The sequence below is a fragment of the Microbacterium sp. Root180 genome, from assembly GCF_001428485.1.
Classification (GTDB): Bacteria; Actinomycetota; Actinomycetes; order Actinomycetales; family Microbacteriaceae; genus Microbacterium.
This window is the reverse complement of sequence record NZ_LMHS01000003.1, coordinates 784152-810361: the sequence shown is the minus strand read 5'-3', so window position 1 is coordinate 810361 and position 26210 is coordinate 784152. Positions and strand designations below refer to the sequence as shown.

At 67.2% G+C, this 26210-nt stretch carries 25 protein-coding genes and 1 tRNA gene; 20 read left to right on the top strand and 6 right to left on the bottom strand.

Going from position 1 to position 26210, the window contains the following annotated elements; genetic code table 11:
- Positions 1-2 precede the first annotated feature (2 nt).
- From ASD93_RS11310 to ASD93_RS15760, 12 genes are all read left to right on the top strand, one after another.
- Positions 3-878, top strand: coding sequence for an ABC transporter permease (locus ASD93_RS11310; RefSeq protein ID WP_056122399.1), 876 nt, complete (start codon positions 3-5; stop codon positions 876-878).
- A gap of 45 nt (positions 879-923) precedes the next feature.
- A complete protein-coding gene (locus ASD93_RS11305) occupies positions 924-2531 on the top strand; it encodes a GMC family oxidoreductase (protein ID WP_056122396.1) in 1608 nt (535 codons plus the stop codon).
- Positions 2528-3028 (top strand): hypothetical protein, encoded by a 501-nt coding sequence (locus ASD93_RS11300; protein WP_056122393.1) that lies wholly within the window; start codon positions 2528-2530, stop codon positions 3026-3028. The genes ASD93_RS11305 and ASD93_RS11300 overlap by 4 nt, the downstream gene beginning before the upstream one ends.
- A 48-nt stretch (positions 3029-3076) precedes the next feature.
- Complete coding sequence (locus tag ASD93_RS11295; protein ID WP_056122389.1) at positions 3077-4573, top strand: aldehyde dehydrogenase family protein; 1497 nt, start codon at positions 3077-3079, stop codon at positions 4571-4573.
- A gap of 23 nt (positions 4574-4596) precedes the next feature.
- Complete coding sequence (locus ASD93_RS11290; protein WP_268777968.1) at positions 4597-5076, top strand: nucleoside deaminase; 480 nt, start codon at positions 4597-4599, stop codon at positions 5074-5076.
- A complete protein-coding gene (locus ASD93_RS11285) occupies positions 5073-6149 on the top strand; it encodes a CapA family protein (protein WP_056122383.1) in 1077 nt (358 codons plus the stop codon). Before ASD93_RS11290 ends, ASD93_RS11285 begins: the two co-directional genes overlap by 4 nt.
- A 402-nt stretch (positions 6150-6551) precedes the next feature.
- Positions 6552-7697, top strand: a complete 1146-nt coding sequence (locus ASD93_RS11280; protein WP_162253394.1) for an ABC transporter substrate-binding protein — start codon at positions 6552-6554, stop codon at positions 7695-7697.
- The gene (locus tag ASD93_RS11275; RefSeq protein ID WP_056122377.1) at positions 7697-8638 is read left to right on the top strand and encodes a carbohydrate ABC transporter permease; all 942 of its coding nucleotides are present in this window, start codon (positions 7697-7699) and stop codon (positions 8636-8638) included. Before ASD93_RS11280 ends, ASD93_RS11275 begins: the two co-directional genes overlap by 1 nt.
- Positions 8631-9506, top strand: coding sequence for a carbohydrate ABC transporter permease (locus ASD93_RS11270; protein WP_082569291.1), 876 nt, complete (start codon positions 8631-8633; stop codon positions 9504-9506). Before ASD93_RS11275 ends, ASD93_RS11270 begins: the two co-directional genes overlap by 8 nt.
- A complete protein-coding gene (locus ASD93_RS11265; protein WP_056122371.1) occupies positions 9503-9952 on the top strand; it encodes a nucleoside deaminase in 450 nt (149 codons plus the stop codon). The genes ASD93_RS11270 and ASD93_RS11265 overlap by 4 nt, the downstream gene beginning before the upstream one ends.
- Before the next feature lie 29 nt (positions 9953-9981).
- On the top strand, positions 9982-10890 hold the full coding sequence (locus ASD93_RS11260) for an NAD(P)-dependent oxidoreductase (protein ID WP_162253393.1): 909 nt from the start codon (positions 9982-9984) through the stop codon (positions 10888-10890).
- Between the two features lie 1263 nt (positions 10891-12153).
- Positions 12154-13572 (top strand): DUF2971 domain-containing protein, encoded by a 1419-nt coding sequence (locus ASD93_RS15760; protein ID WP_082569289.1) that lies wholly within the window; start codon positions 12154-12156, stop codon positions 13570-13572.
- Between the two features lie 2 nt (positions 13573-13574).
- Here the strand turns inward: ASD93_RS15760 and ASD93_RS11245 are convergent, their stop codons facing one another.
- A complete protein-coding gene (locus tag ASD93_RS11245; RefSeq protein ID WP_056122359.1) occupies positions 13575-13862 on the bottom strand; it encodes a hypothetical protein in 288 nt (95 codons plus the stop codon).
- A gap of 181 nt (positions 13863-14043) precedes the next feature.
- On the opposite strand from ASD93_RS11245, the gene ASD93_RS11240 reads away from it, so the two are divergent.
- Positions 14044-14128 (top strand) — tRNA-Tyr (locus tag ASD93_RS11240).
- Between the two features lie 99 nt (positions 14129-14227).
- Here the strand turns inward: ASD93_RS11240 and ASD93_RS11235 are convergent.
- Positions 14228-14692: a hypothetical protein gene (locus ASD93_RS11235; protein ID WP_157536933.1), complete on the bottom strand. Its 465-nt coding sequence runs from the start codon at positions 14690-14692 to the stop codon at positions 14228-14230.
- A 390-nt stretch (positions 14693-15082) separates the two neighbouring features.
- On the opposite strand from ASD93_RS11235, the gene ASD93_RS11230 reads away from it, so the two are divergent.
- Positions 15083-15289, top strand: a complete 207-nt coding sequence (locus tag ASD93_RS11230; RefSeq protein ID WP_056122353.1) for a dodecin domain-containing protein — start codon at positions 15083-15085, stop codon at positions 15287-15289.
- 55 nt (positions 15290-15344) lie between these two features.
- Here the strand turns inward: ASD93_RS11230 and ASD93_RS11225 are convergent, their stop codons facing one another.
- Positions 15345-16019 carry a TetR/AcrR family transcriptional regulator gene (locus tag ASD93_RS11225; RefSeq protein WP_056122352.1) on the bottom strand — a complete coding sequence of 225 codons (675 nt, stop codon included), beginning with the start codon at positions 16017-16019 and terminating at the stop codon, positions 15345-15347.
- Between the two features lie 186 nt (positions 16020-16205).
- Here ASD93_RS11225 and ASD93_RS11220 point away from each other — a divergent pair, with 186 nt between their 5' ends.
- From ASD93_RS11220 to ASD93_RS11205, 4 genes are all read left to right on the top strand, one after another.
- A complete protein-coding gene (locus tag ASD93_RS11220; protein WP_056122349.1) occupies positions 16206-17174 on the top strand; it encodes an NAD(P)-dependent alcohol dehydrogenase in 969 nt (322 codons plus the stop codon).
- 92 nt (positions 17175-17266) lie between these two features.
- Complete coding sequence (locus ASD93_RS11215; protein ID WP_056122348.1) at positions 17267-17755, top strand: DUF6326 family protein; 489 nt, start codon at positions 17267-17269, stop codon at positions 17753-17755.
- 95 nt (positions 17756-17850) lie between these two features.
- Positions 17851-18675, top strand: a complete 825-nt coding sequence (locus tag ASD93_RS11210) for a DUF4397 domain-containing protein (protein ID WP_056122344.1) — start codon at positions 17851-17853, stop codon at positions 18673-18675.
- Positions 18676-18686: 11 nt separating this feature from the next.
- Positions 18687-19316, top strand: coding sequence for a class F sortase (locus ASD93_RS11205; RefSeq protein WP_056122341.1), 630 nt, complete (start codon positions 18687-18689; stop codon positions 19314-19316).
- Between the two features lie 42 nt (positions 19317-19358).
- On the opposite strand, the gene ASD93_RS16030 is transcribed toward ASD93_RS11205, so the two are convergent.
- Positions 19359-19718 carry a hypothetical protein gene (locus ASD93_RS16030; RefSeq protein WP_056122338.1) on the bottom strand — a complete coding sequence of 120 codons (360 nt, stop codon included), beginning with the start codon at positions 19716-19718 and terminating at the stop codon, positions 19359-19361.
- 195 nt (positions 19719-19913) lie between these two features.
- Between ASD93_RS16030 and ASD93_RS11195 the strand changes: the two genes are divergently transcribed.
- Complete coding sequence (locus ASD93_RS11195; protein ID WP_056122336.1) at positions 19914-20219, top strand: NIPSNAP family protein; 306 nt, start codon at positions 19914-19916, stop codon at positions 20217-20219.
- Positions 20220-20256: 37 nt separating this feature from the next.
- On the opposite strand, the gene ASD93_RS11190 is transcribed toward ASD93_RS11195, so the two are convergent.
- Positions 20257-21033, bottom strand: a complete 777-nt coding sequence (locus ASD93_RS11190) for a YhjD/YihY/BrkB family envelope integrity protein (protein WP_056122333.1) — start codon at positions 21031-21033, stop codon at positions 20257-20259.
- Positions 21034-21343: 310 nt separating this feature from the next.
- Between ASD93_RS11190 and ASD93_RS11185 the strand changes: the two genes are divergently transcribed.
- On the top strand, positions 21344-23143 hold the full coding sequence (locus ASD93_RS11185; RefSeq protein WP_056122330.1) for a DUF5979 domain-containing protein: 1800 nt from the start codon (positions 21344-21346) through the stop codon (positions 23141-23143).
- A gap of 111 nt (positions 23144-23254) precedes the next feature.
- Here the strand turns inward: ASD93_RS11185 and ASD93_RS11180 are convergent, their stop codons facing one another.
- Positions 23255-26110 (bottom strand): HAD-IC family P-type ATPase, encoded by a 2856-nt coding sequence (locus ASD93_RS11180; protein WP_056122327.1) that lies wholly within the window; start codon positions 26108-26110, stop codon positions 23255-23257.
- Positions 26111-26210 lie beyond the last annotated feature (100 nt).

Genomic DNA, 26210 nt, shown 5'->3' with positions numbered 1-26210 from the left:
CCATGGATTTCCTCATCACGTGCCTGCAAGCGGCCACGCCGATCTGGCTCGCCGCACTGGGTGGACTCTTCGCCCAGCGTGCGGGAGTGCTCCACATGGGCCTCGAGGGACTCATGCTGATCGGCGCGTTCGTCAGCGTCACCATCGCCATCGCGACCGGCTCCCTGGTCATGTCCATGACCGTGGCGATCGCGGCGTCGCTCGTCGTCTCCGTCCTGTTCTGGCTGCTCATCACGAAACTGAGAGCGAACGTCGTGATCGTGGGCCTCGCGATCTCACTGACGGCCGCATCGGCGACGACATATGCCCTGGTGCGCATCTTCGGCTCGCAGGCCGCGATTCAGACCACGGTGGAACTGCCGAAACCATTCGGGGGCGAGCTGTCGATCCTGACCTACGCCGCGGTCGGGCTCACGGCCGTCGCGTGGTTCGTCTTCGCGCGGACGCGGTGGGGCCTCAGAATCTCCGTCAGTGGGAGGGATGTCTTCGCCGCACGCAGCGCGGGAGTTCACGTCGACCGCACGAGACTGGTCGCCCTCCTGATCGCCGGCGCGTGCTGTGCGCTCGCCGGGACGGAGCTGGCCCTCTCGAACGTGCAGAGCTTCAGCCAAAACATGGCGGCGGGACGGGGTTACGTCGCGTTCATCGCGGTGCTGCTCGGGGGTGTCACGCCGATCGGGACCGCCGCCGCTGCGATCTTCTTCGGCTTCGCCGAGGGGATCGGGATCGAGGCGCAACTCACGTGGGGCGGCCAGGTGCCTTCGCAGTTCATCCAGATGGCGCCGTACGTCGCCACGATCGTAGCGATGGTCGTCGCCGGCATCGGCTACCGGCGCCGCGGAATGACGATCGCGGCTTCGCCCGAGGCGCTTGAGTAGGCGTGCGATGAGGGCACAGGATCCAAGGAGACGGAACGAGAAGACATGACGGATCAGGTGGATGCGGTGATCGTCGGTGCCGGCCCTTCGGGCGCGGTGGCCGCACGGGAGCTGCACGACGCGGGGATGACGGTGGTCTGCCTGGAGCAGGGCGCGTGGCCGGACTACGCGCTGGCTCGATCGGGACATCCCGACTTCGAGCTCGGTGCGCGCAAGCACTGGAACTGGGATCCGAATCAGCGTCGAGGTGTCGGCGACTACGCGATCGACGACCGGGACTCCGACGTGACCGCGTTGATGTACGCGGGGGTCGGCGGCAGCACCGTGCTCTACGCAGGACATTGGGAGCGCTTCCTGCCGAGCGATTTCCGCACGCGCATGCTCGATGACGTCGGGGACGACTGGCCGATGTCGTACTGGGACCTCGCACCCTTCTACGACGAGGTCGAGCCGGCCTTCGTGGTGAGCGGTCTCGACGGTGACACTGCGTTCCCCGAGGCCGCGCCACTCGAGCTCCCCCCGGTGCCGCTCAACGCGGTCGGCCGTCGGGGCGCGGAGGGCCTCGCGGCGAAAGGCTGGCACTGGTGGCCCGGAATGAACGCGATCGCGACGCGGAACGTCCGCGACATGCACGCGTGCGGTCAGCGAACCGCATGTCCCTTCGGCTGTCCGACGGGAGCGAAGGGCTCGGCCGACCGCACGCACTGGCGCTCACTCGTTCGCGATGGTGTGGATCTGCGCACGAAAAGCACCGTCGAGCAGGTGCTCGTGGATGCGCGGGGCCGGGCATCCGGCGTTGTCTACGTCGACGCCGACGGCGCGCGACGTGTTCTCACCTCAGACGTCGTGATCCTCGCAGCGAACGCGCTCGGCACGCCGCGGATACTTCTCAACTCCGCCGACGGCGCGGGGATCGCGAACTCCACCGACCTCGTTGGCCGTCGGCTCATGATGCATCCGTTCGGCAACGCGATCGGGATCTTCGACGAGGACCTCGAGTCGTGGCGCGGACCACTGGGGCAGTACCTCCACTCGCTGGAGTTCTACGAGACGGATCTCTCCCGAGGATTCGTCCGGGGGGCGAAGTGGAACCTCCTGCCCTCGGGTGCGCCGCTCTCGATGATGCTTCCGGGCACCTGGGGCGACGAACCGGTCTGGGGCGAGGGATTCACCCGCCTCCTGCGGGAGCGGTTCGGCCACTCGATGATCTGGGGGGTCATCTGCGAAGACCTGCCCGATGCCGAGAACCGGGTCACGCTCGACGACCGATCCGGGTCCGCCGCGGAGGGCGGCATCCCGGGAGTGCGCGTCCACTATCGGACCTCGCCCAACACGCTCGCCATGATGGACTGGCACCTCGCGCGAATCGAGGAACTCCTCCAGGAGATGGGCGCCACGAAGGTGATCAAGAATCCCCATCTGCGCGGTACGGGATGGCACCTCATGGGGACCGCAGTCATGGGTGACGATCCCGAGTCGTCGGTCGTTGATCGCTGGGGGGAGGCCCACGATGTCGAGAACCTGTTCGTCTTCGACGGAAGCACCTTCCCCACCTCCTCGGGAGTGAACCCCACTGCCACGATCGCCGCGGTCGCTCTTCGCAACGCGCGTCACCTCGTCGAACGGCGGGCAGCGGTCCGGAGGTCGGCATGAGCGCGCTGAACATCGGTCTTCCCGCCGGCGAAGTCTCGCCCCGGATCGGTGCGGAGCACCGCGCGGTACTCCGCACCGTCGCCGAGGCGCTCATTCCGGCCGGGGCCGGGCTCCCGTCGGCCGTCGACGTCGGGATCGACGCGGGTCTTCTCGACCAGGTGCTGACGGTGCGACCCGACCTCGCCGAGCCGCTTCTCGTGGGGTTGGACATCCTCGCCGGCGAGGCGGCTCACAGGATTGCGGCGCGCGTGGATGCCGAGCCGGGCCTCGCGGTCGTCGGACTCGTCGTCGCCGGCGGCTACCTGATGTCGCAGACCGTCGCCGATGCTCTCCGCTACCCCTGGCAGGAGGCGAAGATCGTCCGTCCGGACGACGTGTTCCAAGCGATCGAGGACGGACTCCTCGACGCCGTCATGGAGCGCGGCCCGATTTACCGTCTCCCGCCCGACGCGCCCCAGGAGGCCGTGGACGCCGTAGAGGCCTCGAAGCGTGGATAGCGCTCGGAACAGGCCGTCAAGACTCGACCGCAAGGAGAAGCAGGACCGATGACCATCGCAGACCCTCAGACACTCACCGACGTCCGTCTCGTCCGTCACTGGATCGGCGGGAGGGAGGTCGGTGAGCCGACTATCGAGAGACACGCACCGGCGACCGGCGAACTCGTCGCCCTGTACGCCGACGCGACGGCAGAGGAAGTGGACGCTGCCGTGGCAGCAGCCCGGACGACCTTCGAGTCAGAGACGTGGCAGAGCACCGTTCACGGTCAGCGCGCCTCCTGGCTCGAGCGGTTCGCCGAGATCCTGACGGAGAATCGCCAGCGCCTCGCCGAGATCGACGCGCAGGAGGTCGGCAAGCCGCTCGCGTTCGCACTCGGTGACATCGACCTCGGGATCGCTCACGTACGTCAAGCAGCCGCGATCGCACGAACCGAGACCGGGGAGGCGTTTCCCGGCGTCTCCCACGGCTACCTCGCCGTGGGAGAGAGACGCGCGCTCGGTGTCGTGGGGCTCGTGATCCCCTGGAACTTCCCGGCGCAGATCATGCTGCAGAAGCTGCCGTACGCGCTCGCCGCCGGTTGCACGACCGTGGTGAAGCCATCCGAGTTCACGTCCAGTTCGGCGGTCGTCATCGCGCAGCTCGCCGAGGCGGCGGCCATCCCCGCGGGGGCAGTCAACGTGGTCACAGGGTATGGCCGCACCGCGGGTCAGGGGATCCTCGAGCACGCCGACGTCGCGTACGTGTCGTTCACCGGGTCTACTCGCACTGGGCGCGTGGTGGCCGAGACCGCTGCCCGTCAGCTCAAGCGGGTCGGACTGGAGCTCGGAGGCAAGGCGGCGAACGTCGTGTTCGCTGACGCCGACCTCGAGAAGGCCGCCGACGGCGCGGTCTTCGGCGCCTTCATCAACCAGGGGGAGTCGTGCGTTGCGACGACGCGGCTCATCGTGCAGCGATCGATCGCCGAGCGATTCACCGCGATGGTCGTCTCGCGTGCTGCGAAGCTGCGACTGGGACGGCCGGAGGACCCGGAGGCGGACCTCGGCGCGCTCATCCATCCGCCGCACCGCGACGCTGTCGCGGCCGCCGTCGATGCGGCCGTCGCCGCGGGCGGCGTCCTCGAGCTGGGTGGCGAGATCCCGGGGGGCGAACTGTCGGACGGAGCCTTCTATCCGCCGACGATCGTCTCGGGCGTCGACCCCACGTCCGCCCTGTTCTCCGAGGAGGTCTTCGGTCCCGTGCTCGCGGTCAGCGTCTTCGATGACGACGACGACGCCGTTGCTCTGGTGAACGCCACTTCGTACGGCCTCGCGCATTCGCTGTGGACGACCGATCTGGATCGCGGCGTGAACCTCGGCCGGCGGCTGGAGGCCGGAACGATCTGGGTGAACACGTGCACCGACGGCTCGCCGCAGCTGGCGTTCGGCGGAGTGAAGGCATCCGGATACGGGCGCGACGCCGGCTTCGAGGGCTACCGCGAGTTCACCGAGTACCGCACGTTGCAGATTCGCACGGCGGAACGCACGAGTCCGTTCGCCGGCCGGTGAGGAACGAAGGGGTGCCGACCGACATGGATGAGCGAGGTATTCTGCAGCGCGTGTTGGATCTGGCCGCCGCGAACGTGCGCGACGGGCAGCGTCCGTTCGGTGCGATCGTCGTGGCCGGCGGGCGCGTTGTCGCAGAGGGGGTCAACACCGTGACCAGCTCGGGGGATCCGACCGACCACGCCGAGGTTCGGGCCATCCGCGCCGCGAGCCAGGCGGTCGGCGGCGAGGATCTGTCGGGGGCGATCGTCTACACGAGCTGCGAGCCCTGCATCATGTGCCAGGCGACGGGCCTCTTCAGCGGAGTGGAGCGCATGGTCTTCGCGGCATCCAGCGCGCTTGCCGCCGACATGGGGTTCCCGGCACCCTCTCGCGCCGCCCGCGTGCAAGAGCGACTGAGGAGCGAGCTCCCGGGATACGTCGTCGCCGGCGACATCCCTCCGGCGGTGTCGCGGGTTCCCTTCGCCGTGTGGATCGAGCGCCACGACGAGGACAGGCGCGCATGAGCGTTCGCATCGTCGCGACCGGCGATATCGTCCTGACCAAGTCGTCCGAGGATTGCCGCGACGACCCGCGTGTGGGTGCCCTGCAACGGATGCTGCAGAGCGCAGATGTCGTGCTCTCGAGCGTCGAGCTCCCTTTCAGTGATCTCGGTCACCCATCCGATCGCGTGCTGAACTTCCGGGCGCGGCCGGAGCTCGTCCGCGAACTCGTGCCATACGGGCTGACCGTGGCCACCCTCGCCAACAACCACTCCTCTGATTACGGATGGGTGGCGCTCGACGACACCCGACGAAGACTCGAGGGTGCGGGCATCCGTGCGATCGGCGCCGGCGCGGATCGGGATGCCGCCGAGCGTCCGCTCGTGCTCGAAGTCAACGGCAAGCGGATCGGATTCGTGCCTCGCACGTGCCTGATCCCGCTGGGCGCGGCGGCCGGTCCGGAGCGGCCAGGGGTCGCCGCGGTTCACATCGAGACCGCGTGGGAGGTAAATGGCGAGTATCAGCTCGAAGAACCCGGTGTGCCGCCGCGGATCCGGACGACGCCTCGCGCCGAGGACAGATCGCGTCTGCTCGAGGACGTGCGCGCACTAGCGAGGGACGTCGACGTCGTCATCGTGTCGATCCATTGGGGTTGGGGCTTCGGAACCGACATGGCCGAGTATCAGCGTCCACTGGCGCACGAGCTGATCGAAGCAGGCGCCGGAGCGGTGCTGGGACATCACGCGCACGCACCGCAGGGAGTCGAGCTCTATCGCGGGGCGCCGATCGTCTACAGCCCAGGCAACTTCATCGCCCAGCAGCCCCGGGATCCGGAGCATGCGACGCCCGAGGTCATCGCCATCTACGAGGCATTCTCGCCCGACGCGTACGTATCTGTCATCGACATCGATGAAGCCGGGGAAGTCGCGCTGCGGATCGTCCCGATCGAGACGGAGCCCGACGGCCGACCGGCGCTTCTCGGTGACGAGGATGCTGCGGCAGTCGCACGCCATGTGCGCTCGGAGTCCCGGCGGCGCTTCAGCACTGACCTCCTCCCGGATAACGGCGGTTTCCGGGCTGTTCCACGGGGAGCCTGAAGCGCCGACCCACCCACGCCTCGATCGATCAGCTGGTCGATCGAGGCATGAGGCGTGTGCGCGACGCGCTCGCGCACCCCCTGGACAGCCGTTGCCACTGTCCGCTACGACACACGGGTGCGGGCCACTCACTGCACAATCTACCGCACATTGTTTGGCACACATATCTATGACAATCACTAGACAAAGGCAGTACATGTGCGTTAGGAAGGAGGTCCACGAACTACAAGGAGGCAGTCAGTGGATTCCCGAACACAACGCAGTGGCATGTCGCGGATCGGCCGATTCGGCCGGGCTCTTGTTCTGATCGCGGCGGCCTCGACCGCTCTCGCAGCGTGCGCCGGTCCCAGCGAGTCAGGTTCCGACGCCGGCGAGGTGGGAACGGTCGAGTTCCCAAACTGGATGTGGAGCGCACCGGACAACGCCCCGTTCTGGCAGGCGATGAAGGCGGGCTTCGAGGAGGAGCACGCCGGCGCCACGCTCACGGACGACGTCATTCCCGGTGGCGAGTACCAGGACAAGATGTTCACGCTCTTGTCGTCGGGCAACCCGCCGGACCTCGTCACCCCGTTCGATCCCACGCTCCGCGCGTGGATGGGGGCGGGCCTGCTCGAGCCCCTGGATCCCTGGCTTGAGGAGGCCGGGTACGACCTGGACAGCTTCATCCCGGCGAACCAGATGGCCAAGGGTGAGGACGGCAAGATCTACGGAGTCATCCTCGTTTCGAACCCGCGCGTGATGTTTGTGAACAAGCGGCTTCTGGAGGAGCACGGTCTCGACATCCCGACCACGCCGGAGGAGGTGCGCGAGGTATCGGAGCAGCTCCATGCGGCCGACCCGGGACTCTACGGTTTCGCCACCATGTCTGCCTCGGCGGCAGCGTTCCCGACGTACGGCGAACTGGTGCCGATCGTGAAGAGCTTCGGTGGAGACTTCGTTCGCGACGGCGAAGCGGTAGCCAATTCGGAGGAGACCGTCGAGGCGCTCGAGTGGATCAAGGCGATGCACGATGACGGGCTGATCCCGACCGGACAGACCGAACTCGTCTATCGCGAGGCGTTCGCGCAGGGGAAGATCGCAAGCCTCGTCGTTGGCTCGTTCATCATGGCGATCATCGCGGAGAAGAACCCCGACGCGCTGGACGACTTCATCGCCGTCCCGTTGCCGTTCGGCACCGAGCGCACGTCGTCGGCGAACGGATTCCTCGCGATTCCGAAGGACGCCAAGAACAAGGAGGGCGCTGCGAAGGTCGTGCTCCAGCTGCTGCAGGACGAGTGGCAGCGCAAGCTCGTCGAGATGTCGGCACAGACTCCTGCTCGTCCGGGGATGACGCCCGAGGAGTACGTCGCCGAGAATCCCTGGTTCCAGACAGTGGTCGACGCGGTGCCGAACGCTGAGTCGGTCGCCCCTTCTGGTGTCGAGGAGCTGGCGCCGAGCGTGCAGGATGCGGTCACCCGCCACTATCAGGAGCTGCTGTTCACCGACGCGAGCGCCCAGGACGTCGCCGACCGCCTGCAGGACGAGCTGACGCAGATCCTCGCGAACTGATGACCATGCTGACCACCGACCAGCACTCCGTGCTGACCGATCCGGAGCCCCGCCGCACCGCGGGGCTCCGGCCTCGCGCGTCGCGTCGCACCCGCCGTAGCCGGGACGCGCTCGTCCCTCTCGCCTTCCTCGCGCCGACCTTCGTCGGCATGGCGCTCTTCTTCCTGTGGCCGCTCGCTCAGACCTTCTGGCTAAGCCTGCAGGAGAAGGCGACCGGCGTGTTCACTTTCGACAACTACCTCCGGGCGGTGGGGGATCCGCGGTTCGCCGCTAGTCTCGGTGTCTCGGTGGTGTACACGGTGCTGGTGGTCACCGGTTCGCTGGTTCTCGGAATGGCCGTGGCCATGCTGTTGAACCGGCCGATCCGTGGTCGAGCGGTGCTCCGCGCGCTGTACGTCCTCCCGTGGGCGATGCCGTTCGTCTCCGCTGCCCTTGTCTGGCGGTGGATGCTCGATCCGCAGTACGGCGTCGTGACATTTCTCGTCGAGGCGCTCGGCGGCGAGGTGTCCGCGAGCCCGTTCAACTCGCCCTTCGCGTTGCTCACCGTCTCGGTGATCGAGATCTGGAAGAACTTCCCGCTCGCCGCGATCATGCTGCTCGCCGGGCGCCAGAACATCGGGCAGGAGCTCTATGAGGCGGCATCGCTCGACGGAGCGGGTGCTTGGTCGCGGTTCGTTCACGTCACCCTGCCGGGACTGCGCGGCACCCTCGTCGCGCTCACCCTGCTCCTCGTGCTGTGGACGTTCGGGCGCGCGTTTATGGTGATCTTCCTCACGACGGGCGGTGGCCCGGCAGGTGCCACCGAGACGCTCGTTCTGCGCACCTACCAAACGGGCTTTCAGCTCTTCGATCTTCCGCAGGCGTCCGCGCTGGGGATCGTCGTGATGCTGATCGCTGCGCTGCTGACCGTGTTCTACCTGAAGGTTGCGCGTGATGACTGAAATCTCCTACCGCGCCGCCACCGCGCGGCCAACCCGTTCCCGCCGACTCCGTCGGATGGGTTCGGGCGCGCTCACTGCGGTCAGCTGGGCATTCGCCGCAGTGATCGTCTTCCCCTTCTTGTGGATGCTCGTTCAGGCGCTCGTCCCCAACGAGCTCCGCTTCTCCGTCCCACCTGTCGTGGATCCGCGGGCGTTCACCCTCGACGGTTTCGTTTCGGCGATCGGGGGAGGGGAGCTATTCGTCTGGCTCCGCAACTCCACCGTGGTCGCGCTTGCCTCCACCGCGGCATCCCTTGTGCTCGGTGCGGGCGCGGCGTACGCCATCGCCCGCTACCGGAGCCGTCTGGTCGTCGCCTCGTCGGTCTTCGTGCTCGCGAGCCAGATGATCCCGCCCGTCGTGCTGATGGTGCCGCTCTATCTGATCGTCACGCAGATGGGTCTCTTCGACAGCCTGCTTGCGGTGATCGTCGGAAACGTCGCCTTCACGCTCCCTGTCGTGACATGGATGCTGGCGGCGAGCTTCAAGGCCGTCCCGATCGAACTCGAGGAAGCCGCTCAGGTGGACGGGTGCACGCGCTTGGGCACGCTCGTGCGGATCACCATCCCCGCATCCCTCCCCGGTATCGCGAGCGCCGCCGCGTTCGCATTCATGTGGGGGTGGCAGGAGTTCCTGTTCTCGCGCATCGTCATCCAGAGCGGCGAGCAATGGGTGGGCGGCATCGGCATCGCCTCGTTCCTCGGGGTCTACGACGTGCCGTGGGACACGATCATGGCTGCGACGTTCATCTTCACTCTCCCGCCGGTGATCTTTTTCCTGTTCGCGCAGCGGGGGTTCGTGGACAGCGTCGGCGGGTCGGTCAAGGGATGACAACCGAGGACTACCTCCCGCTGCTCGATCGCGCCATCGCGATCGCAAGCGCGAACGTGAATCAGGGTCAGCGGCCGTACGGCGCACTGGTCGTGCGCGACGGAATCGTGATCGCTGAGGGCCGCAACCGAGTGCTCGAGACGGAAGACGTTACGGCGCACGCCGAGGTCGACGCCATCCGAAACGCCTGTCGGGTTACGGGATCCGAGTGGCTGGAGGGCGCGGTCCTCGTTTCGAGCTGTGATCCCTGCCCGCTGTGCCGCGCCGCCGCGCAGTTGGCAGGGATTCGCCGGATTGCCCACGGTGGACCGTGCGATAGCGGACTGATTGTCGAGTGGGTTGCATTGGAGGAGGTCGTGGTCAGCCGCGGAGGCGCCGGCCGCCCGTTCCAGGAGATGCGGGCGATCGGTGTCGATCTGAACGCCGGCCGACGCAGGCGCTGGTGATGAAGCGACCGACTCGAAGGAGAAGCGAAGTGGTTGAGGGTATACAGACGATCGGAGTGATCGGGCTCGGGATGATGGGTGGGGGCATCGCGAAGAACCTCGCGTCAGCTGGGTTCGACACCGTGGGTGTCGATGCGAGCGAGCAGGCGAGGCGGACCGCGGCATCCGACGGCGTACGGCTCGCCGAGGGAGGAAGGGCGCTCGCGGACACGTCGCCCGACGCCGTCATGGTGGTCGTGCGGACCGACGATCAGGTGCGGGATGCCCTTTTCGGCGAGGACGGTGTCGCAGCCGGACTTCGGCCGGGGGTGCCGGTGATCGTCGCGAGCACGGTTTCGCCGACGACGATGACAGAGATCAGTGGGGATCTGCGGGCGGAGGGACTCGCGCCGATCGGAGCCGGGCTCAGCGGCGGACCGTGGGGTGCGCAGGCGGGGACGCTGACATGGGCGGTCGCGGGGAGCGCGGCGGACGTCGTTCGCGTCCGGACGATCTTCGAGTCGACCGGTACCGAGCTGCACGTCGTCGGCGAGGATCCGCCGATGGCGCACGCCGCGAAGCTGGCCGTCCAACTCATCTACGGGGTGAACATGCTGGGCGTGTTCGAGGCATTGCGACTCGGCACCGCGTTCGGCATCGCCCCCGACGAACTCGTTCGCGTCCTCACTCATTCGGTCGCCGACAGTTGGGTCGCGCGCAATTGGCCTCATGTCGAGGAGTATTGGCGCGGCGCAGGCAATGGACTCGACATCCTGGTCAAGGACATGCGGGCGGCGACTCGGCAGGCCGATGCTCTGGAGCTGTCGCTACCGGTGACCGCGCTCTCGTTTGACCTGATGCGCAGCGCGTGGAGCGCGTTCGGCGGCACGATTCCGCTGCGCAGCGAACCCGCGCCCGATCCCGAGCCGTGGGCGCGGCGACCTCGCGCGGCCGGCTGAAAGGTCTCTTGGCAGCGGGAACTGACGAGTGGTCCATCGACTCTCGTCGTAGACGTTCTGAATATGGATGGTGAATCCGCGGACATCGCGATCTCTCTGTCCACAACTCGTCAAGGAGCAACGCTCATGGAGGCAGAACCGTCCTTCCCGCCGTTGGCGGTGCGGCACGGCTCGCCGCTCGGCTATCGAAGCGGTTGCCGGTCGCGTGGGGGATGCCCCAATCTCCATTCGGATCACCTCATCACTTGTGTCGACGCCGAGACTGCGTGGCGGTCTGACTTCGTCCTTGGGCGCAAACCGCTCGATGAACCGATTCGGCGCGATGAGGTCGACCGAACTCGGGCCGTGCGTGAGCGGCAGGCTTCAACAAACCGTGCATCGGCGAAGAGGGAACCGCATTGGCAACGACGGGAGGCTCAGCGCCCAGTCCATGGTTCCGCTTCTGGGTATCTGAAAGGTTGCCGTCGGCCGGAGGAGTGCCCTGGTGGCATCGATGGAGTGACCTGTTCCGAAGCCCGCAACGCCGCACGTCGCAGAGCGGCGCGAGCACGAGGAGTCCCTACGCGCCCACTACCTGTCGACACGTCGCCGGCTGTCGCCAAGATACAACTGTTGCGAGAGGCTGGTTGGTCCCTCCGAGAAATTGGACGGGTGGCATCAGTGGGTCACACGACAATCACCAACATTGCTGCCGGAACCACTACCGCTATCTGGCCGGCGACCTTGGCTCGCATTCTGCGCGTCTCGGCGCCGGAGTGCTGAGGCGAAACCCTGTCAACACCTTGGAGTTGGTGGAAACGCTCCCACTACTGTCGAGCGCCGAGGTGCTGCGGCATCATCACATTTGAGCCACTGGAGGACCTCGGCTCCACTGATCCGATCGGCACCACGACTGTTCGCCGAGATCGTCCAGCTCGCCGCAGTCGGCGCTTCCCCCAGCCGGGGCCGATTGTCTCCTCCAAGGGTCGGCCCAGCATGGGCCCGCATCTGATCCGTTCAGCTTGGGAACACATGCGGGAACAGTCGCAGTGAATCCGGTGTGACTCACTGCAGTGTGGGAGAACTCAGGATGTGGACTTCACGCGGTTTTCAGCCTCATGTGATCCCTGTGACCCCATCTCGCGTGCGTTCAAATCCCACGGTCACCGCAGCGTCGAACCGGGACGCATGCTCTCGACCCCGTGATGGAGCGACTGAAGTGCCCGCCCCGATGATCACGATGGATTGATCTTCGAGCCGCGCAGGGCTGAGTAGATTGAGTGAGTGGAGTTCGACCATTCAGCGTTCTTGGATGCGGAGGTGCTGCTTGCGCCGCGAACTCCTACGGCAAATCTGTACCACTACACGAACGCCGACGCCGCGATCTTTGGGATCCTCAAGTCTGGTCAACTGCGGATGTCGCCATTCGAATCGACGAACGATTTGTGGGAGTCGAAACCGGGGCACCCGACCATCCAGGCGCACGAGGACGACATCGCCGTTGACCCTGGGGTGGACCTGTGGGAATCGATCGACCGAGAGATCCGACTTCGGGTCAAAGTAGCGTGCTTCACGCAGGAGTGGTCCCTCCCGGACCATGTCGGTGACCAACACGCGTTCGCAGGATGGAATCACCTTTCTGCGTGGGCACACTACGGCAATGCACACGCCGGTGTGTGTCTTCGCTTCGACCGAGCCAAACTCATCAACGCGCTAGCGCAATCAGCTGACTTGGCGAGCGCCACCTTCCATGGGCCAGTGGTGTACCGCGCGAGCGGGTGGGGCTCCGTCGGGGAGGCCCTCGACATCGGCCAGATTCGGGAGTTCGGTCTCGACGCGGTCGCCGCGCGATACATCGAGAAGCATCACCGCGGACTGCTGTTCGAGAAACACCGCGATTGGGAGAACGAGTCCGAGTACCGCTTGATCGGCCTCCACCAATCACGTCTTCCCGTCGAGCTCGACATTCGGGAGGCGCTAACTGGCCTGATCCTCGGCGAGCGGTTCCCGGATAACCGTCTTCCCGCCCTCCATGAAGTACTCGCCCTTCACCCCGGACTCCCGGTATACCGCAGTTACTTCCACAATCGTCACCCGCACATAGCGGAGCAACCTGCAGAGACTGAGCGACTGGCAACAGGTCCATGGGGAGCAGCCCGGCGTGAAGGTTCGCTCGCCGACCGTGCAGCGATGCTGAGGTCGGCCGAACTGGAGGCTGAGAAGCTGCGCGCAGAGGGTTTGGAAGCAACTGCCCATCTAGCACGCACAATCAGGGATGACGTCGACAAGCTTCCGTCCGTTAGCGGTTTCGTGGACGGTGTATCTCTCAGAGCCCTGTCGTCGGCGCGCGCGGTGCCCACGGCCTATCGGCGGCGTGCACCCGGAGTAGTAGGCGAACGAGTTCATTTCGAAACCGGGCAGATGCTCATCGCGAGAGACGCGCGCGTCTCGGAATCAGCGCACCCTCCTGAACTCATTGCCGCGGCGGCGCTCCAATTACTTGATGGGGATATCGTCCGTCTGCATGCCATGGTCGACATCGAAGACTTGAGTAGCTCGCCCAACCACATAACCGAGCTGTGGCGCGCCTCGAGCGAGGTCGATCTACTCAGTGGTGAGTCGAAGTGGAGCGAGTTGGCGTCGGGACTTCGCGCCGCCGTCGTGGCCGCCACAGCCGTGCTCGACGCAGCGCGAAACGCCTAGCGTTACTGCGGCGAGGGTTCCCCGCCGCAGCGAGTAGGTTCATGCGGGACGGACTCGACCGACATCAGCGGCCACGACATGTCGCCGTACGCCAGGCCGACGGCGATGACGCCGTCGCTGAAGTTGACCTCCAGCGACACTCTCAGCCCGGGCGCGATAACGAACACGAACCCGGCGGAGCCGCCGTCGGAGAACGCGCTCGTCTCCGCCCGTTCGCCGTAGAACCGGTTGACAGACTCGTAGGCGCGCCGGAGATGTCCGAGTTGGATGCTGCGCACAGGCTCGTCCACGCAGGTTGGATGCTGCAGGTTGCCGGCATGTTCCCGCCGGACGTGGTCGCGTGCCGGGGGGACCGGCGCTCAATCGCCGTGCATCGGGTGCCAGTGCAGAGCGTCCGCGCTCGTGCGTTTTCGCGATCCGAGTGGGAGAGCGGGAACAACACGGCGGATGCAGGCATCCAATCGAGTGCGAGGCAGTTTTCCCGAGCGGCAAAGGGGGCCGGCTGTAAACCGGCTGCCGAAAGGCTTCGCAGGTTCGAGTCCTGCAACTGCCACCATGCGCGGTGTCGCGATGCGTCGACCCCTTCGCGCGCGATCGAAATCGCTGTACGCATAGTCCGACGGTTCTGCAACCCCCACCGCCTGCGCGCAAGACCTCAGACGTACCATTCACCCTGGTTCATGCCCTGGCGGTGGTGCATCCTTCCCCCGTCGAGTGGGGCTGTTTCATGCCCGGCCAGTTCGTGCACCCACGGCGGCTGATGGTCCATCGTCACCGAGCCGGCACCGACCCTGAAGTAGTCGACGGTCGGGCGGCTCCGAACGAACTCCGCTGCGATGAGGGGGGCACTCTCGATGCGGGCCAGAGCGCTGCGCCAATGCAGGTCCCGCATGTTCACGGCGAACGAATCCGGGTCGATATCGGTCTCCGCTTCCGTCTGCGCGGGCAGGTGCGGGCGAAGCTCGTCGAGAACGACCCGACGCTGTGCCTCCGAGAGCTGGGCGAAGGCAGCCGCGAACGCCTTATCGGCGACGCTGGCCGGCACGTTGCCCAGGACGTACGCATACCGCGCCATGTGCTCGTCATCGCTGATCGGGCGAGGGGCTCGTCGCTTCTTCACGTTTCCTCCGGATCGATGAGCGTCAGAGTACGCCCGCTGTCGTGCGTCGTCGATGGGTTGCAGGCGGCGGCGTACACCCTGTCGGAGCGCCAGAGGGCAGAGCGCCGCGCACCGTCAATCGGCCATCGTTCTGCAATGCCGGAGCATGAAGCCCCTCGCGCGCGAGTGGCATTGACGTCGCAGGGTTCACCCCCCGTCCCAGCAGGACCCGGACGTTCCATCTGGCGACTTCTTCCAGATCCAGCGTTGCGTCGGCGAGGGTGAAGGCGAATCCGTGAGGCGCCATCCCGTGAGGCGCCATCCCGTGAGGCGCCATCCCGTGAGGCTCTTCCATTCGAGCGCCGGCAAGGTCACTATGGACCTGTCCGCGTCCGCAGAGGAGAGGTCGAGATGAGCGTCTACCGCGTAATCGATGTCATCGGCACGAGTGCCTCGTCCTGGGAGGAGGCGGCGCGAGAAGCCATACTCGCGGCCGCGGGCTCGCTGCACGACCTTCGCGTCGCAGAAGTGGCGAAGCAGGATGTCGTCGTCGGCGACGACGGCACGCTGCTGTTCAGAGTCCGGATCCAGCTCTCGTTCAAGTACGCGCCCGAATAGACCGCCGACCGGCTTCGCCGCCTCAGTCTGGACCGTGCTGGCCTGGTGAGCGTCGCTAGGCGGTGGCTCTCAGGGGCTCGAGGGCGGCGAGGATCAGGTCGAGGCCGAAGGCGAACTCCTCCGCCGGGTCGTAGTCGGCAGCGACGAGCGCCGCGGCGGACTCGTTGAGGTAGGGGAACTCGTCCGGAGGAAGCTGGGGCAGGTAGACGTCTTCGGCAGCGTCCGCGAACTCGTCGGGGGTGTCGAAAGGCAGGCTGGCTTCCTGCAGGGCGAATCCGTAGACATAGCTGTCGAGCAGCCAGTTGGCGTGCGTCGCCATCACGACCGAGAATCCCGCCTTCCGCAGGCAGGCTGTGACCGCTTCGTGGTGGCGGAGGTTCGCGGGCCCGGGCGATGTCCGTGACTCCAGCAGGCCGATCGCCCACGGGTGGCGTGCGAGAACCTGTCGGGCCGACGCCGCCCGCCGTCGCAGGGCGGACTGCCAGTCGGTCCCCTCGGGCGGGAGTTCGATCTCCTCGAACACGATGTCGATCATGGCGTCCAGCAGCTCGTCCTTGCTCGCCACGTAGTGATAGAGCGACATCGCGCCGGCGCCGAGCGTGCCGGCAAGTCGACGCATGCTCAGCCCGTCGACCCCTTCGCGGTCGGCGAGCCGCACCGCCTCGGCCACCACCCGCTGCTTGCTCAGCCCCGCCTCTGACGCGTCTGGGCGTTGTTCCTTCGCGGACACGACTCTCCTCGCTCGTTCGAACGGCTTGACAATCGTACAGCGTACGGTCATAGTACACCGTACGACGTACAGTGTACGAGCGGCGAGAATCGCGGCTCGGAAAGGGAGACTTCTGTGGGAATCGATCAGCGATCGGATGCCGGAGGACGGGCGCCTGGGGTGAGGGATCAGGCTCGTGCGGGAACGATGCGAGCGGTCGTCCAGCACCGTTACGGCCCGCCCTCCGTGCTCGAGTTGACCGAGGTGGCCATGCCGTCACCCGCTCGCGGCGAGGTGCTCGTGCAGCTGCGCGCGGCCTCGGTGCATCCCGGCGACTACTTCGTCATGACCGGCGTTCCGTACATGGTGCGCCTGGTGTTCGGGCTCCGCCGGCCGCGTCACGGCGTCCCGGGCCGGGATCTCGCCGGCGTGGTGTCAGCGGTCGGGACGGATGTCACCGAGCTCCGCCCCGGCGACGAGGTGTTCGGGTGGAGCGCCGAGGGAACGCTCGCCGAGTACGCCTGCGTCCCGGCGGACCACCTCGTGACGGTGCCCGCCGACGTCTCGGTCGTGGACGTGGCAGCGGTGCCCACATCCGCGCTCACAGCACTTCAGGCGTTGTGCAGGATCGCGAACGTTCAACCCGGTCAGAGCGTGCTGGTCACGGGCGCGTCGGGCGGCGTGGGCTCCTTCGCCGTGCAGATCGCCAAGGCGCTCGGCGCCGAAGTCACGGGTGTGTGCCGCACCCGCAGCATCGAGCTGGTCCGCTCACTCGGCGCCGACCACGTCGTCGACTACACGAGGACCGACTTCACCCGCGCCGAGAAGCTCTACGACGTCATCCTCGACAACGTGGAAGCCCAGCCGCTGAGGGCAGTCCGACGAGCGCTGACGCCCACCGGCATCCTGATCCCCAACAGCGGACGCGGCGGACGCTGGGTCGGCCCTCTCGGTCGGATCGTCACAGCGCGCGTGCTGTCCGCGTTCACCCGTCAGCACCTGAGGCCCTTCGCGTCGGTCGAGAAGCACGAGGACCTGCTCACCCTGGCCGACCTGCTCGCGACCGGGCAGGTCACGCCCGTCATCGACCGCACCTACCCCCTCGACGAAGCAGCCGACGCCCTCCACTACATCGCGGCCGGCCACACCCGCGGGAAGGTCGTGGTCACCATCTGAGGACCCGACCAAGGGAACGACTCACCCGTGCGCATGCACACCCAGGCCCGCCGTCACTCACGGACGGACCGCTCGACTCGAAAGAAGAACCGATGACCATCCGAACGACAACCTCGAACCTGCTCGACACCCCGCCGGTTCCGGTTCAGGCGAAGCTCGCCGCCGCCTGGACCAGCTTCATGTTCCTCTACATCTATGTCGACTTCTTCAACCTCTACAAGCCGGGCGTCGTCGACGGCATCCTTAACGGCCTCGTCTGGAGGTTCGAGGTCAGCTCGACGCTCTTGACCACCATGCTCGCGTCCGTGGCGATCCCCGCCCTGATGGTGATGCTCTCCCTGGCGCTTCCCGCGCGGGCGAGCCGGGTCGTGAATCTCGTCGTCGCATCGCTTTACATCCCCTACTCGGTGTTCAACGCGGCCGGTTCGACGTGGGAATGGGCGTTCTTCTACGGTCTCTCGATCGGAATCGAAGTGCTGCTCCTGGCCTTCATCCTGCGCTCCGCCTGGACATGGCCCCGCACCGCCGCCGTGCAGGGCGGTGCCGCGAAGGCCCACCTTTCGACAGCGCACGTCGCATAGAGATCCGTCTCGGCCAACTGCATCCATACGCATGCATCGCGCGGAAGAACTCTCCGATGGGCGGCAACGGGCCGCTCCGACGTAGGAGGAACATCGTGCGAAAGAAGATTCTCGCCGCCGTCGCCGCCGGGGCTGTCGCCGCCCTGGGCGCGATCGCCCCGGCCAGTGCCGACACTTCGGCCAATGCCGTGCTCTCGGTGCTTCACGGCATCCCGGACACCCCCGTCGATGTGTACGTCAACGGCGAGCTCACCCTCGACGACTTCGCCCCCGGCGACCTCGCCGGCCCGCTCGACCTGCCCGCAGGGACGTACTCCGTCGCGCTCACGGCTACGGACGCGGCGGACGACAGCGCGCCGGTTCTCGGGCCCGTGGACCTGACGCTCGACGCGGGTGTGAACTACACCGCGGTCGCCCACCTCGACGAGTCGGGGTCGCCGACGGTCACCCCCTACGTCAACGACACCTCGCCGACCGCTGCCGGCGAGGGACGTCTCACGGTCCGCCACGACGCGGCCGCGCCCGCCGTCGACGTCCTCGCCGGCGGCACGCCGGTCATCGAAGGGCTTGCGAATCCCGATGAGGCGACGTTGGACCTGGCCGCCGGCACGATCGAGGCATCCGTCGCCGCTGCGGGTACGACCGATCCCGTCATCGGTCCCGCGCCCGTCGAGGTGCAGGAAGGCGTCCTCACGATCGTGTACGCGTGGGGCAGCCTCGAGGACGAGAATCTCGACCTCGCCGTCCAGACCATCACGGGGCTCCACTCCGGCCCGGACGGCGTGGAGTCGGGAACCGGCGGCCAGCTCGCGCAGCGCGACATGATGCAGCAGTCGCTGTGGGTGCTCGGCGGCCTCGCCGTGGCTGCGGCGATCGCGGCGACCGTCGTCGTCACCGTGCGTGCGCGGGCCGATCGCTGAAAGAACGCGACATGATCAGGACGACCGCAGGGGCCGCTTCGGTCCTTGCGGTCGTCCTCGCGCTCACGGCGTGCGCCTCATCACCGGGCGCCGCCCCTACGGCGGGCACGCCTTCGCCGACGGCGACGGTGCGCCCGACCCCCGCCGTCGAGGTGCCGGTCGCCCCGGCGACTCCGCCACCCACCCGCACGCCGACACCGCCGGTGAGGCTCGTCGCGCCCACCGTCGAGGTCGATGTGGCGGTGCAGCCGGTCGGAGTCGAGCCCGAAGGCTTCATGCAGATCCCCGACGATCCTGCGATCGGCGGATGGTACCGCTACGGATCCGACCCCTCCAGCGCGGACGGGAACGTCGTCATCGCCGCCCACGTCGACTCGCGGGTGTACTCGATCGGCCCGTTCAGCCGACTGCGCGACCTGGCGGTGGGCGCGGTCGTCGAGGTCACCGACGCCGCGGGAGGCGTGCATCGGTACGCAGTCGAGAGCGTGACGAACATCCGGAAGCGGGAACTGCCGGTCGCCGAGCTGTTCGCGCGGGAGGGTTCACGGAACCTGGTGCTCATCACCTGCGGCGGACCGATCGATCCGACGACAGGACTGTACGCCGACAATGTCGTGGCCATTGCGACGCCGGTGACCTGATCCGAATTCACTCCTCGCTGGAGTCTCTCGCGTCGCGGGTGGTCAGAGGTCGCGGCGTGCGTCCAGGTCGTCTGCGAGACGGTCCGCCTCGCGCGCCACGGCCTCCTGCTCCGCCTCGCTCAGGGGCGGCAGGCCGACTTCATCGGCCGGAATGCCCGCGTACGGGTCGGCGACGGGGAACTCCTGATCGAACGAGCCCGCGACGACTCCGCCCGGGGGAACCTCGTCGCCGGCGGCGCCCAACAGCGTCTCCTCACCGGGCGCCTGCTCCGGTACGTCGTCTCCGAGATGCTTACGATGCCACTCGCCGCTCATGTTCACTCCCACCGGTACCGACAGCGTCACTCCGATCGTCATCGAGACGATGAAGATGTGGGCGACGTTCTCGATCGCCGGCACCATCCACGGAGTGTTGATGAAGTCTACGACCCCGCGCGGGCGTACGCCGCCATCCGTTCCCGCGTCCGATCTTGCGCGGATTCCTGCCACATCGCGGCGGGACCACCGATTGTGGCAGGGACGGTCTCAGCGTTCGGCGATACTTGCTCGCGCTCGCAGCATCCGCAACCACCGCTACGTCCTCGACCGGGAGACCACATGATCACCGTCCACCTCCGTTACGAGATCGACGCCGACAAGCTCGACGACTTCACTCAGTACGCGCAGACGTGGATCCGCCTGGTCGATCGCTTCGGCGGCACGCACCACGGCTACTTCCTGCCCAGCGAAGGTGACAGCGACGAAGCGTTCGCCCTGTTCACCTTCCCCTCCCTCGCCGACTACGAAACCTACCGGCAGGCTTCCCGCACCGACCCGGAATGCATGGACGCGTACGAATTCGCTCGCCGCACCGGCTGCATCCGCCGCTACGAACGCCGATTCCTCACGCCCGTCTTCGAATAGGCGCTGTCCAGACCCTGTCGAACGGGGAGCCCGCGTCTCAGCGGCGATCCGCCGACGCCGAAGCGGACTGACGCCACGCACGCCCTGCATACGTGAGATGGACGACGCGGCCCGCCGTCACCGCGACGAGGAGGATCATCGCCAACGCCAGCAGCCACCCGATGTAGGCGAATGTCATGCCGAGAACGCCGAATCGATGGGCAGAGTCCGCGAGCAGCAGAGGAAGAAATGCACGGCCGACGATCCCCGCAACCGCGAATCCGAGTCCGGCGAGCACAGAGCCGGGCAGAAGCTCGCGAAGCGTGACCCGGCGGTCGATCACGATCCAGGACGCGATCCACCACAGTGCACTCCAGAGAACGACTTCGATGACGAACTCGAGCAGCGTCAGTGCGCCGTCACCCTGCACGAGGATGCGTGCCGCGATGACCAAAGCGAGGCCTATGACCACCGCGGCGAGCGCTGCCAGCCAACGCCAGCCGAATCCGAGACGGTTGGGCGGCGTATGCCAGATGACGCGAAAGCTCCGCTCCAGAGCCCGCGCGAACGACGTAGCGGCGATCACGAGAAGGACGATGCCGATGACGCCCGTCGCCCGCAGCTCTTGCTCGCCGGCGGGGAGTGATCTCTGCAGAATCTCGGCCGTCGCCGCGTCAAGCCCGAGGTGCTCGGCGAAGATCGGGCCCGTTTGCGAGTCCAGTCGCGAACGCAGCGCTCCCGCGATGATCAAGATCGGCACGATCGAGGTGAAGGCATGCGCGGCGAGAGTCATGCCGCGGTCGACGAACTGAATCCGTCCGAGATCGCGAGCCACTCGCAAGAGGAACCGGCCCGAGGCCGACCGGGAAGCGGCTCGAGCGACGCTGGTGGTGGTCCACCGAGCCATGGGGCACCTCGCGAACGGTGGTCGATGGGGGAGGCCATCGCCTGATCTCGTCAGAGGCTAACACCGCCGGCAACAACCCGCCGATGCGGTCGTCGTCAGTCCGCGGTCGTCCCTCAGTCGCAGCCGACAAGCCCGAACGGATTCCCGAAGACGCGTCATAGAACGCGCATTCGTGGGCTCTAACTCTTCAGGCACGCAACGGAATGCCTGACACCGTTTTTTCCCACGAGGAGCCAGCATGACAACCCCCGCCGACCTGCGCAGAACCCGCCGGCCGATCCGCACCTGGATGGCCGCGCTCATGGCGCTTTTGACGGCGATAGCCGGTCTGGCATTCGCGCCGACCGCCGCCCACGCGGCGGAAATAGATCCGGTCACGAACATCACGATCACCAATCCGCCGCCTCTGCACGGGGAGACCCCCTACACGTTCCGAGCGGACTTCGCGATTCCGGACTCCGCGGTGGCCGGCGATACGTTCACGATCAACTTCCCGCAAGCCGTGCTGGGCTACTCCTCGACCTTCGACCTCTTGGATGCCGAGGGCAACGTCGCAGGCACCTGTGTCGTCAACGACCACTCGTTCGTCTGCACCCTGTCGGACTACGCCGACACCCACGTCAACATCACCGGGCATGTCGACTTCGCGGCAAAGTTCGTCGAGGAGGTCGACGAGGACGAGGTCGTCTTCGAGTCGGAGAACGGGGTGACCTACACCGTCCCGACACCCGGTGGCGTGGTGATCGCGGACCGACCGGTGCCGACCGAGGTGCAGAAGTACGGCTACCTCCGCGCGAACGGTTCGCTCATCGAATGGCAGATCGTCGTACCGGGAGCACTTCTCGCTCCTGTGGACGGATCGCCGGTGGTCATCACCGACCACTATGACTCGGCCCTCGCGTTCAACCCGACGACCGATGCGAAGGTCGCGTCGCTCGCGACGAGCGATTGGCCGGATCTCGATCTGGTCAGCTGGCTCGCGCAGGGCACGACCCCCGGGACGTTCACCGTCGCCGACCGGCCGGCCGAGGACGAGTTCGACGTCACGATCAACGGTCCGGTGACCGACGGATCCCGCATCTACATCATCTTCGTGACGATGCCGCTCCCGGCCGGGGTGGAAGACGGCGATGTCTTCAACAACACCGCCAGCGGAACCGGATTCAACGTCGTCGCGGAACCCGTCGAGTACGTGGGCTCTGGCGGCGGCGTCGACGGGGACGGGCTCGGCGACTTCGCGGTGACGAAGACGGTGACCGGTACGGGTGCCGGCGTCGTGGGGGGTCAGGACTTCACGGTCGAGTACTCCTACGACCTCGCGGGGGAGCCCATCACGGGTGAGCTGGTCGTCGCGACCGGTGAGACCGCTGGGCTGACGGATGTGCCCGAGGGGACCGTGGTGACGCTGTCGGAGGTTGCTCCGTCGATGCCGGGTGTGGTCTTCGGCACGCCGGTGTTCACCGGCGCCGGGGTGACCGACAACGGTGGCGGCACCGCGTCGTTCACGATCACGGACGAAGCCGCTGTCGCGATCGGACTCGAGAACCCCGCCACTCGTGTTCTGGGTGGTCTGGAGGTGACGAAGTCCGTGACCGGACCGGGTGCGGGTGTCGTGGGGGATCGGGGCTTCACGGTCGAGTACTCCTACGATCTCGACGGCGAGCCTGTGACGGGTGAGCTGGTCGTCGCGAACGGTGAGACCGCTGCGCTGAGTGATGTGCCCGAGGGAACGGTGGTGACGCTGTCGGAGGTTGCTCCGTCGATGCCGGGTGTGGTCTTCGGCACGCCGGTGTTCACCGGCGCCGGGGTCACCGACAACGGTGATGGCACCGCGTCGTTCACGATCACCGACGAACCCGCCGTCGCGATCGCACTCGAGAACCCCACCACAGTGCCGCCCGGCTCCCCTCCCCCCAGCCTTGCGGCCACGGGTTCCGCTCTCCCCACCGGGTGGGCGGTCGGTCTCGCGGCAGCACTCATCGGGGTGGGCCTGGTCCTGGCCATCGGCCGGCGGCGACCCGCACAGTCCGGAAGCTAGATCTCGCGGTGGCCGGTCGTGTCTGGGCCGACCCGCCCTGCCACGGCAGCCCTGCGACCCAACACGCGCGACGAGATGGACGGTCGCGCCAGAACTCGCGACCGCTGTGCGTCAATCGCGGGGGACCGGAGACGTGCTGCGCATCGACGATTCCCGGATCCGTCCGAAACCTCGTGCGACCGGAGGTGTCCACAGGAGCACGATGACGATCATGGCGACTGCGGCGGTGACGAGGGAGCCCCAGTCCCAGCGGTCCGTGGTCGCGAACACGACCGCGTTGAGGACTGCCACAACTGCGAGGAGGACAGTGAGCAGCAGTCGGGACAGCCCGCTGCCGCGGCGCACTCCAGCGGCGACCGCAACGATCAGGAGGCCGAGCAACGCGATCGCGGAGCCGACGATCGAGAGTGCCGTGCTGACGTCGGGGGTGTCGGCTTCATACCGGCTGAGGAGCACGAGCACCCCGAGTCCCGTAGCGAGGAAGCCGGTCGCGTAGGCGAGCACGGCGACGACGGTCATGATCGTCCGGCCGACAGCCGGGGCGCGGCGCACCTGCCCCGTGACCGCAGCCCTGCTCACGGGTGGGCCGGAGCCTCCGGGCGTCGCGCCGACGAGGCGGTGGTGGACGAACCGAACGACTTCGATGCCGGCGATCATCACGACGGTGATGCCTGTGAGTGCGATGGCGAGTTCTTCGCCGGGGTCGACGAGTTCGAAGAACTCCCTTGAGAGAGGGATCGTGAACACTGCCACGAGGGCGATGAACATCCCGCCGACGACCATGACCTTGTAGCGGTTGAGGGGACGCGAGAGGACGGCGAGGATCCAGATCCCGACGACCGCGAGGATGATCGTCGCTCCGCTGCGCAACTGCTCCTCGGAGACGCCCAGCCCTTGCGCCACGAACGTGTACCAGGTCAGGCCGAGCGCGACGATGAGGCCCGCGGGGATCGCGAAGGCCAGCGACCGGCGCAGGAAGCCGGGGACGTAGCGCTGCGCGTTGGGCATGAGAGCGAGGAAGAACGCGGGGATGCCGATGGTCAGTCCGTCGGTGATCGACAGCTGCCGGGGGAGGAAGGGGAACTCGAGGACGAGTACGCCGAAGATGATCGCGAGCGCGGTCGCGTAGACGGTCTTGTTGAGGAACAGCATCGACACGCGCTCGATGTTGGCGATCGCCTGCCGTCCCTCGGCCACGACGTCGGGGAGATGCGAGAACTGTCCGTCGAGCAGCACGAGCCGTGCGACGGCCTTCGTCGCGGGCGAGCCGGAGTTCATCGCGATGCCGATGTCGGCGGTCTTGATGGCGAGGGCGTCGTTGACTCCGTCTCCGGTCATGGCGACGGTGTGCCCGCGCGCCTGCAGCGCGACCACCATCCGCTTCTTCTGCTCGGGCGTGACGCGGCCGAACACGAGGTTCTGCTCGAGCACCTCGCCGAGCTGTGCATCGTCGTCGGGGAGCTCTCGCGCATCGAAACCGTGCGCCACGTCCAGGCCGACGGCTCTCGCGATCGCCGCGACCGTGCGCGGGCTGTCGCCCGAGATGATGCGGATGCCGACACCCTGGTCTTCGAAGTAGCGGAGCGTCTGCGCGGCATCCGGTCGGACCTGTTCCCTGAAGGTCAGCACGGTGATCGCCGCCAGCCCTTCCGGAAGCCGCTCGGCGGCGGGGTCGTCGATCGCCGCGTCGGAGCGGGCGAGGACGAGCGTGCGCCGGCCCGTCTCGGCGAGCGCCGTGACCGTGCGCGTCAACTCGGCGTCGGCGTCGTCGAACACCATCTCGGAGGCACCCATGACCCAGGTCCCGGTTTCCAGGGTGACGGCGCTCCACTTCCGCGCCGAGGAGAACGGGATGTACGCGGCTGCCTCGGCGACGGGACCGTCGTACTCGCCGCGCAGCGCGCGAGCGGTCGCATTGGCGTCGGGCGCGGCCGCGAACCACGTCAGTGCTTCGCGCCAACCCTCGTCGTCCGCCAGGGGGTGAGCGGCGTCGTAGGCGATGTCGCCGACGGTGAGCGTGCCGGTCTTGTCGAGGCACACGATGTCGACGCGCGCGAGCCCTTCCACCGCCGGCAGCTCGTTGACGAGCACCTGCTTGCCCGCGAGTTTCGCCGCGCCCACCGCGAAGGCGATGCTGGTCATGAGGACCAGCCCGAGCGGGATCATCGCGGTGAGCGCGGCGATCGTGTTGACGACCGCCTGCACCCACGCGCCGGTCGTGAACGCGGTCTCGTAGCCGCCGGCGACCTGCACCTGCGCGTTGAACACGAGGATGCCGACGGGTCCGATGATCCAGCCGACCCACTTCAGGACGCGGTTGACGGACGTCCGCAGCTCGCTGGACACGAGCGAGAACCGCTTCGCCTCGCCGGCGAAGCGGTTGGCGTACGAATCCGCGCCGACTCGCGTGACGCGTGCGATGCCCTCCCCGCCGACCACGATCGACCCGGAGAGCGCCTCGTCCTCCGGCTTCTTGTCCACCGCGTCCGATTCGCCGGTGAGCATCGACTCGTCTATCTGCAACCCGCGGGAAGAGACCACCTCGGCGTCGGCGGGGACCTGATCCCCCGCGCGGAGGACCAGGAGGTCGTCGATCACGACCTCGCCCGGCGGAATGTCCTCTTCCGCGTCCTCACGGAGCACGCGCGCTCTGGGTGCGTTGAGCAGTGCGAGCCGGTCGAGCGCCGATTTCGCACGGAACTCCTGCACACAGCCGATGATCGCGTTCGCGAACGCGGCGAACCCGAACAGCGCGTCTTGCCAGCGCCCCACGAGGAACAGCACGAAGAAGCAGGCGAACACGATGGCGTTGAAGAGCGTGAACACGTTCGCGCGAACGATGCTCCAGGCGCTGCGGCTGGAGTCCGCGACGAAGGCGTTCGTCTTGCCTGCGGCGACCCGCTCCGCCACTTCGGCAGGCGTGAGGCCCGTCAGTGCATCTGCGCGATTCGCGTCCACGGGCTCCATCTAAGCCCACGCGGTCGTGCCTCGGTCGTGCTCGGCACCACCGGGTCGAGCGACCGGTGCGGCAGAGCGCGCGAAACGTCTGGACCTGCGGGATCACACA

Coding starts and splice junctions, on each gene's coding strand:
- ASD93_RS11310 (WP_056122399.1), top strand. CDS start 3: ATGGATTTCCTCATCACGTGCCTGCAAGCGGCCACGCCGATCTGGCTC.
- ASD93_RS11305 (WP_056122396.1), top strand. CDS start 924: ATGACGGATCAGGTGGATGCGGTGATCGTCGGTGCCGGCCCTTCGGGC.
- ASD93_RS11300 (WP_056122393.1), top strand. CDS start 2,528: ATGAGCGCGCTGAACATCGGTCTTCCCGCCGGCGAAGTCTCGCCCCGG.
- ASD93_RS11295 (WP_056122389.1), top strand. CDS start 3,077: ATGACCATCGCAGACCCTCAGACACTCACCGACGTCCGTCTCGTCCGT.
- ASD93_RS11290 (WP_268777968.1), top strand. CDS start 4,597: ATGGATGAGCGAGGTATTCTGCAGCGCGTGTTGGATCTGGCCGCCGCG.
- ASD93_RS11285 (WP_056122383.1), top strand. CDS start 5,073: ATGAGCGTTCGCATCGTCGCGACCGGCGATATCGTCCTGACCAAGTCG.
- ASD93_RS11280 (WP_162253394.1), top strand. CDS start 6,552: ATGTGGAGCGCACCGGACAACGCCCCGTTCTGGCAGGCGATGAAGGCG.
- ASD93_RS11275 (WP_056122377.1), top strand. CDS start 7,697: ATGACCATGCTGACCACCGACCAGCACTCCGTGCTGACCGATCCGGAG.
- ASD93_RS11270 (WP_082569291.1), top strand. CDS start 8,631: ATGACTGAAATCTCCTACCGCGCCGCCACCGCGCGGCCAACCCGTTCC.
- ASD93_RS11265 (WP_056122371.1), top strand. CDS start 9,503: ATGACAACCGAGGACTACCTCCCGCTGCTCGATCGCGCCATCGCGATC.
- ASD93_RS11230 (WP_056122353.1), top strand. CDS start 15,083: ATGAGCGTCTACCGCGTAATCGATGTCATCGGCACGAGTGCCTCGTCC.
- ASD93_RS11220 (WP_056122349.1), top strand. CDS start 16,206: ATGCGAGCGGTCGTCCAGCACCGTTACGGCCCGCCCTCCGTGCTCGAG.
- ASD93_RS11215 (WP_056122348.1), top strand. CDS start 17,267: ATGACCATCCGAACGACAACCTCGAACCTGCTCGACACCCCGCCGGTT.
- ASD93_RS11205 (WP_056122341.1), top strand. CDS start 18,687: ATGATCAGGACGACCGCAGGGGCCGCTTCGGTCCTTGCGGTCGTCCTC.
- ASD93_RS16030 (WP_056122338.1), bottom strand. CDS start 19,718: ATGGTGCCGGCGATCGAGAACGTCGCCCACATCTTCATCGTCTCGATG.
- ASD93_RS11195 (WP_056122336.1), top strand. CDS start 19,914: ATGATCACCGTCCACCTCCGTTACGAGATCGACGCCGACAAGCTCGAC.
- ASD93_RS11185 (WP_056122330.1), top strand. CDS start 21,344: ATGACAACCCCCGCCGACCTGCGCAGAACCCGCCGGCCGATCCGCACC.
- ASD93_RS11180 (WP_056122327.1), bottom strand. CDS start 26,110: ATGGAGCCCGTGGACGCGAATCGCGCAGATGCACTGACGGGCCTCACG.